The 7,163-nt window shown below is 61.7% G+C and carries 6 protein-coding genes; 2 read left to right on the top strand and 4 right to left on the bottom strand.

Annotated elements, in window-relative coordinates; translation table 11 throughout:
- The first annotated feature begins 515 nt into the window (after nucleotides 1–515).
- Both ACVC7O_RS21700 and ACVC7O_RS21695 read left to right on the top strand, forming a co-directional pair.
- On the top strand, nucleotides 516–1,820 hold the full coding sequence (locus ACVC7O_RS21700; RefSeq protein ID WP_458326199.1) for an AAA family ATPase: 1,305 nt from the start codon (nucleotides 516–518) through the stop codon (nucleotides 1,818–1,820).
- Nucleotides 1,817–2,875 carry a ParB/RepB/Spo0J family partition protein gene (locus tag ACVC7O_RS21695; RefSeq protein ID WP_458326198.1) on the top strand — a complete coding sequence of 353 codons (1,059 nt, stop codon included), beginning with the start codon at nucleotides 1,817–1,819 and terminating at the stop codon, nucleotides 2,873–2,875. The genes ACVC7O_RS21700 and ACVC7O_RS21695 overlap by 4 nt, the downstream gene beginning before the upstream one ends.
- On the opposite strand, the gene bchO is transcribed toward ACVC7O_RS21695, so the two are convergent.
- The 4 genes from bchO to crtA form a co-directional block, all read right to left on the bottom strand.
- Complete coding sequence (bchO, locus tag ACVC7O_RS21690; RefSeq protein ID WP_458326266.1) at nucleotides 2,872–3,657, bottom strand: alpha/beta fold hydrolase BchO; 786 nt, start codon at nucleotides 3,655–3,657, stop codon at nucleotides 2,872–2,874. The genes ACVC7O_RS21695 and bchO overlap by 4 nt on opposite strands.
- 82 nt (nucleotides 3,658–3,739) lie before the next feature.
- Nucleotides 3,740–5,389 (bottom strand): magnesium chelatase subunit D, encoded by a 1,650-nt coding sequence (locus ACVC7O_RS21685; RefSeq protein WP_458326265.1) that lies wholly within the window; start codon nucleotides 5,387–5,389, stop codon nucleotides 3,740–3,742.
- Nucleotides 5,390–5,391: 2 nt separating this feature from the next.
- On the bottom strand, nucleotides 5,392–6,396 hold the full coding sequence (bchI, locus tag ACVC7O_RS21680) for a magnesium chelatase ATPase subunit I (RefSeq protein WP_458326197.1): 1,005 nt from the start codon (nucleotides 6,394–6,396) through the stop codon (nucleotides 5,392–5,394).
- Nucleotides 6,393–7,109 carry a spheroidene monooxygenase gene (gene crtA, locus ACVC7O_RS21675; RefSeq protein ID WP_458326196.1) on the bottom strand — a complete coding sequence of 239 codons (717 nt, stop codon included), beginning with the start codon at nucleotides 7,107–7,109 and terminating at the stop codon, nucleotides 6,393–6,395. Before crtA ends, bchI begins: the two co-directional genes overlap by 4 nt.
- Nucleotides 7,110–7,163: the final 54 nt, after the last annotated feature.

Below are 7,163 nucleotides of genomic sequence, written 5' to 3'. Positions count from 1 at the left end.
GGTTCTGCCTCGATTTTGAAAAAATGACCATCCGGCAACGGATGGTCCTGCCTCGGATGTGGACTGATCGATCAGCCTCTTTCACGATCACTCGGTGAAATTCGCCGTTTTTGCAATCGATGTTCTAATTTGCGTCCGGTTTATCGATTCTGTCAAGTCCGACGCCCCGAACGGTCCAGTTCTCCAATCCATTACATCAATATGATTTTGGTTTAAGGGTATTGGGGGACAGGCTGCATGACCCCTATTTGCTTTGTTATGTCCCCCAATCAGCGGTGGCGATCAAATAGGTGACCCCCAATATCTCGTTCATGACGCGCCATCTGCGCTAATCCGCCAAGACGATCAGAGAATCGCTCTGGGGTCTTTGCCACGCTGTATTGATGTCATCGGCGGACCCTGTGCAAATCTGCTGCGCATATGATATTCGGTTTTGCCTTTTTCGCAAAACCAGCGTAAACCGGGAAAAAACAAGAATTAGCGTCCCCGTGGGGACATCTGAGCACAGGCCCGCCATGTATACACACAGCGATCTCGCGCAGCTTCAGGCGCAGTCCCTCAAGATGCAGGGGTTCATTCGCCAGCAGACCTACAGCCCTCAGAATGAGAAGACCCTGCGCCGTTTTTCGAGCTGGGAGGTGGCGGAGCTGATCTTCAAGGTCAACCAGTCAACGATGCGTGGGCGTTTGGCTGCGGATCCCACCCTGCCCCAGGGCACGGTTGAGGCTGACGGTCGCCAGCATTGGTACAGCCTTGAAGAGATCAACGAAATGCGGCGACGACTGAAAGTCAATCGCCGCTCCCTCATGCCCTATCGTCCGACGGGCAAGCGCGCGATGCGCGCGGCCATCGCCAACTTCAAAGGCGGTGCGGGGAAGTCTACCGTGGCGTTGCACTTTGCGCACGCAGCGGCGCTTGACGGATACCGTGTGCTGGCCATCGATTTCGACCCGCAGGCCACGCTCAGCCATTCCATGGGGCTGAGCGATGTGGCCGAGGAGTACACCGTCTGGGGCATCATGGCCCGCGATCTGGCGAGCGAGACCGAGCGTATGAACCGTGCCTCGCAGGGAGCAGAAAGCGGAACCGCCCTGCCCCAACGCCGCTTGCCCACCAGCATCACCGATATGGGACTTGCTGACCTGCGCGCGGCGGACTTCATCAAGCCGACCAACTGGCCGACCATCGACATCGTGCCCTCTTGTGCCAACGCGGCTTTCGTCGAATTCGCCTCCGCGCAGTACCGGCATCTGAACCCGGAATGGTCGTTCTTTGCCGCTGTCTCGCGGTTTCTCGATCAGCTGCCTGCGGATGCCTACGACCTGATCCTGTTCGACTGCCCACCCGCCATTGGCTACCAGTCGATGAACGCGGTCTTCGCCGCCGATATGCTCTATATTCCCTCGGGCCCCGGATATTGGGAGTATGACAGCACCACGTCTTTCATCGGCCAGCTCGCCGAGGCGCTTGAGGATCTCAGCCGCTTTTCCGGCCTCGTCCCCGCGGGGACAATGAACTTGCCAAAGGCGTTTCTGGATGTCCGCTTTCTGCTGACCCGGTTTGAGCCGAACAACGATTTGCACCGTGCGATGCAACAGGCGTTCGTGAAGGTCTGGGGTCAGCGCGTCACCGAACATCCCATCGAGATGACCCGCGCGGTGGAGCAATCCGGGCGTTTTTTGTCGTCGATCTACGAGATCGACTACCGCGAGATGACTCGCGAAACCTGGCGCCGGGCTCGGGCGAGTTTCGATCAGGCCTATGGGGAGTTCCACAAGCACCTTTGTACGGCCTGGGATCAGCTGGAGGATGAGGCATGAGCAAGCGACGCGTCTTTGACATCGACTTTGACGAGAGCGCCGTCCCCGCGGGGACAGAGGATGCGGCCCCGGCCCGGCGCGGACCTATGGCGGCTGCGATTTCCGAGAATGCGGAGGCGCTCGGGGCGCGACAGGCGGCAGAGGCTGAGATCCGGGCCGAGAATGATCGGTTGGCGCATGAGTATGTGGCGCTGAAGAAGAACGGCCAGATCGTCGGCTTGGTCAGTCTCGATCAGATCAAAACGACCAAGCTGATCCGGGATCGCGTGGCGGAGCGTGATCCGGACCTCGATGAGTTGAAGGCCTCCATTAAGGCGGTTGGTCTCTCGAACCCGATCCATGTCGAGGAGGTCGCCGATGGCTATGAGCTGATCCAGGGGTTCCGGCGGCTCAGCGCCTATCGTGAGCTGCTGGCCGAGACGTCAGATCCTCGATTTGCACAGATCCCTGCGACCTTGCAGGCGCGGGGCGCGCAGCTGGATCACCTCTATCGCCGAATGGTGGATGAGAACCTCGTGCGGCGCGATATCTCCTTTGCTGAAATGGCGCAGCTTGCGATGTCTTACGCAAGCCGTAGCGAGCAGAGTGTCGCGGCGGCGATCGAGGCGCTTTTTGCCTCGGCGGGCCGGCAAAAGCGCAGCTACATTCGCCACTTTGCTCATCTGTTGACGGTTCTCGGGAAGGATCTGAAGCATCCGGAGAGTATCCCGCGTGCAACGGGCCTCAGCCTCGTGAAGCTCCTCGAAGAAAACGGGCGCTTTGCGGGTCAGGTCCGTGCGGTTCTGAACAGCCAGCCGGACAGGGATGCAGCGTTAGAGTTGTCGCTTCTGCGCAGTGCCGTGAGCGGTGGGCAGGCGAAGCCGAAGGCGTCGAAGTCCCCTGCCCCCAAGACGTCTGCGCGCACGACGATCAAGCTCAATCGGCCTGAGGGTGTGGCGAAATGCACAGCATCGGCGGGCAAATTCGAAGTGACGCTGGATCATGATTTCAGCGCTATCGAGCCGCGCCGTCTTGAAGCCGCCGCGCGGGCTTTTCTCGACCATCTGAAAGGCTAGCGGTCGAGAAACGCGAGGATGTGTTCGGCGACCAGCTCCGGAACCTCTTCGTGTACGAGATGCCCAAACCCCTCGAGTTCAACAACAGCGGCCTGCTGCATGCGCTTGGCGGCATCATGTGCGACCCGTGGAGGGACTGCGCCGTCACGACTGCCGACGATGAAAAGCGCACGCGTCTGCAGAGTTGGCAGCGCACGTGCCAGAGCGTCGAGTGACCATTGCGCCATCATCAGCAGAGTGCCGTCGACATGGTTTCGATCCGCGACGAGCCGTTGATAACAGCGCAGCCCTTGAGCATCCAAATCAGAGCCTGTACCGCTTATTAGAGCCTGTATCCGCGCCGGACTCGATGCCGTGGCGGAGAAAACACTGGCGCTGAACGGGATGGCAGCCAGCATCTTGGCGATGGCGGGAAACAACACGCCAGCGATGCCATCAAATGTATCGAGTGCCGGGTTGATCCCCACAACGTCAGGCGGCTGTCCCCGCGGGGACAGCAGGTTTTCTGAGAGCGTCAGCGCCAGCGCCGTTCCGGCTGAATGCCCGACAATGGCATCTGGTGCCCATCCTTGCTGTTGGCACAGCTTTTCGATGTCGGCGGCCATGGTGTCCAATCTGCAGCGATGGCGCGCGCCGAGCTGTGTAAATCCTTGGCCGGGAAGATCGATGGCGACGACCTGGCGGGTTTGGCTGAGGTGCGTGATCAGTCCTCGAAGCGAATGGGTGCTGCCGCCTGCCCCGTGCAACAGAAGTGTGAGCGGTCCACGCCCGGTCTCCTGCACGTGCCAGCGATGCGGGGCTGCGAGCACTTGGCGGGAGATCCCGGAGTGAGGCCAATCCGCTGGGGGTGGCCACCGCACCAGCCTAGGCCTCAAGAACGGCGCTGACAGCGCCTGTGAGGGCCTGTGCGTCCGCCCGTGGCAGTGCGAGGTATTGGCCACCTGTGTGCCCGCTCAAGGCGCTCAGCGCCGCCTGAGGCCGCGCGCCGGTATCGATCAACAGGTTCTGCAGCCCTTGCAGCCGTAGACGCTTGGCGATCCTCTCCGCATCGTCCACGGCTTGCGCTCGATCGGGGCTGCCATCGAGCGCGATATTTGCCCGGCCATCGGTCAAGACAACAAGGGTCGGCGTGAGCCCCTTCGATCTGCTCTGAACGGCCAAGGTGCTGGCCTCTTGCAAGCCGGCCGCGAGTGGCGTCCCGCCTCCTCCAGGCAAGTTCGCCAGCCGCCGTTTCGTTTGGACCAGCGAGCGCGTGGGCGGCAGCAAAAGCTCGGCATGTGTCCCGCGGAAGGAGATGAGCGCCACGTGATCGCGTGCTGCATAGGCTCGTGCCAAAAGAAGCTCGACTGCACCCTTGGCCTCATTCAGCCGCGCGACAGCGGCTGATCCCGAGGCGTCCACGGCAAAAATCAATACACGGTCAGATCGGTCTTCATATCGTTTGACCCGAATATCGGATGGGCGGATCAGCAGTCCTTTGGTATTTGGTTGGACTTGACGGCGGATTGGCTGCCATGGGGCCGCGGCGCGGAGCGTGGCGACCAGGTCGATACGATTGCGTCCGTCGAGGCGCCCTGGACGAGAGGGCAGGGGCCGACCGCGCCGGTTGCCCTTGCGCTTCTGGCCCGCTCCCAAACCACCGGTGGTCCGTGTTGTCCCCGCGGGGACAAGCCCGGCCAACACATCGTCGGGCAACAGGGCGCGCACGGCCTCGACCAACATGTCACCATCAGGGAGGTTGACTGTCTCGCCCCCGTTGGATCTGTCCTCGTGCGAAGAGTTGTCGGGCGGTGTCGCGTGCTGGGCGCTCTCCGTCTCCTCTGGCAAGCATGTCGCGCGGTGGGCGTAGACAAGACCTGCTGCGGTCTCGAGATCGGTTTGCGAAACGGTATCGCGATCATCGATCGCTGCCAGCGTGCGCGCAACGCGCAGAGCCAGCAGCGGCGCCCGCAAGCTATGAATGCCGAACGTCGCGGCGAGCACGGCGAGTGCCATAGCGTCCTCCGGTGTCGCTGCGACCTCCTGCGGTTTCTTAGGTTGCGTCCCCGCGGGGACAACCCGCCAGTTTGCCGGGCGCCGGCCTTCAGGTGCGATATGGAATGGCAGGCGATCAGACAGGGCAGGGGGTACCGCCTCCTCCGCGTCCGCGCCCTCGTCCAGAGCAATAAGACAATGGCCGACATCGTGATCAAGCTGTTGCGCCAGCTTCGCGGCCAGTTCCGGACCACATCGCTCCGCCATTGATAAACTGGCAATGCATTGGTTCGAAAATAGCCCTTTATTTTCAATGATTTGATTTGATCCAAGGGTTGCTGATAGATCGAGCCCGCCAAAAAGCTGATCATCGGAAATCGTTGGATGCAGCCTGCGCGCCGCAAGAGGGTGCAGAGTGTCAGTGATCAGGTCTCGGTCGGGGCCTGCCCGCATGCGGATGACGGCGCCTCCCAGGTAGTCCGGAGCAAACAGAAGCAAGCGCAGGCAGGTGGCTGCGCGGTCCCAGCTGCCATCCGGCACGCTCACCCCAGAACCTCCTCCACAACGCGCTCGACCCGCGTGGTTGAGCCAGCCTCATCAAGCGGGTCTCGCCGCAGCCGATGCGACAGAGCCGAAGGTGCGACGGCGCGCAAGTGATCGCGATGAACTTTGCGTTTGCCGTCGTAAGCTGCCAAGGCGCGCGCGCCCCGCAGCAAGGTCAACTCGCCGCGCAGGCCATCAGACCCAAGCGCGATGCAGAGCGCCGCACAGTCCTCCAAAATCGTGTCTGGTGTGGCGATTTTCGCCAAGCGTTTGCGCGCCTTCAGGATTGCGTCACGCACCTTTGCGTCTTCGCCGGTGTAGTGCGCCATGAAGGCGGCGTGATCGCTTTCGAACGCGTCGCGGCGTTTGATCACCTCCACACGCTCGGCCACATCGTTGGGCGAGCGCACGTCGACGGACAGGCCAAACCTGTCGAGCAGTTGTGGGCGCAATTCGCCTTCCTCCGGGTTGCCCGAGCCCACGAGCACGAAACGGGCAGGGTGGCGGATCGACAGCCCCTCGCGTTCCACGACATTCTCACCCGATTGCGCGACGTCGAGCAGGAGATCAACGATGTGATCTTCGAGCAGGTTGACTTCGTCGATGTAAAGGTACCCGCGGTTGGCGCGGGCCAAGAGACCAGGTTCAAAAGCTTTCTCGCCACGGGTCAGCGCGCGCTCGATATCCAGCGCACCGACCACACGGTCTTCGGTCGCGCCAAGTGGCAGATCAATGACAGGGGTAGGGCGGGTGACGATCTTTTTGGAGCCTAACTCTGCCCAATCCGGGCAATCGGCTGTTTTGGGGGCGTTAACAGGGCAGCTTTCAACCATCCGAATAGGGGGCAGGAGAGCTGCGAGCGCCCGGACCGCTGTGGATTTGCCTGTGCCCCGGTCGCCAAAGACCAGGACCCCTCCGATGCCCGGATCGACCGCGGTGAGGATCATCGCCTGCTTCATGTCGGCCTGGCCAACGATGGCGGAAAAGGGGAAAGGTTGGGTCATGCGGGACGGTCCAAAGCGGTGAGCGGGCTGGCTCCGCCCCAGGTGCCTGTATCTCCCAGGATCGCGAAGCGCGCATAAAGCTCTTCGGAGAACCAGTTACCTTCGCGTACGGCACGGATCGCCGCGGCGTGCGGGCCGTTGGTGCGGGCGAACTGCGCCATTGTGTTTGCGTCGGGCCAGATCGAGAAGGTGATCTGATGCAGCAGCGGGACCTCGCCAATGCCAATCTTGAAGGCAACGTTGCGATCACTGCCGACCATGCGGCTGATGTCGGGGACCCGCCGCCAGAACTTCAGCGCAACGGCTGGCTTGATCGTGGCCCGTGTGAGAGCCGCGAGCGGGCCGTCCGGCGTGCTGCCGCTGGCCTGAAACGGGCTCTGACCCGACCAGGCCCCGCGCGCCGAGGTGGTCTCGAGAAAGACGGTCCAATCCTCGCTGGCTTGGGCGCGATATCGTTGGAAAATTGGGGCGTTTTGGGTCTGCGCGCGCGCTGTGTCTTCGTCGTGCCAGCTGGCTAGAATGGCATAGACGCTGGTGTTGGGCAGGGGGGTAAAACCTTCACCCGTGCCGGATCCGCAGAGCTTCCAAAAGCCGATACCCGGCACGTGCTGTAAGGCACGTCGGGCAAAACCCATCATCGCAAAGGCCCACAGCCGCGTTGAAGGCCGCGAAAACCGAAAAAAGCTCAAGGATACAACTGGGGTATCGGTCATTGCGCGCTGTTTTGCTCCCAAGTGTCAACTAAGTCTGACACGCAATTCCGCAAA

It is taken from the genome of Roseobacter cerffii (genome assembly GCF_054226325.1).
This window is presented reverse-complemented; position numbering and strand designations above follow the sequence as displayed.

What these genes read in the sequence shown, in the direction of transcription:
- ACVC7O_RS21700 (WP_458326199.1), top strand. Translation starts at nt 516, where the DNA reads ATGTATACACACAGCGATCTCGCGCAGCTTCAGGCGCAGTCCCTCAAG.
- bchI (WP_458326197.1), bottom strand. Translation starts at nt 6,396, where the DNA reads ATGACCCAACCTTTCCCCTTTTCCGCCATCGTTGGCCAGGCCGACATG.
- ACVC7O_RS21695 (WP_458326198.1), top strand. Translation starts at nt 1,817, where the DNA reads ATGAGCAAGCGACGCGTCTTTGACATCGACTTTGACGAGAGCGCCGTC.
- crtA (WP_458326196.1), bottom strand. Translation starts at nt 7,109, where the DNA reads ATGACCGATACCCCAGTTGTATCCTTGAGCTTTTTTCGGTTTTCGCGG.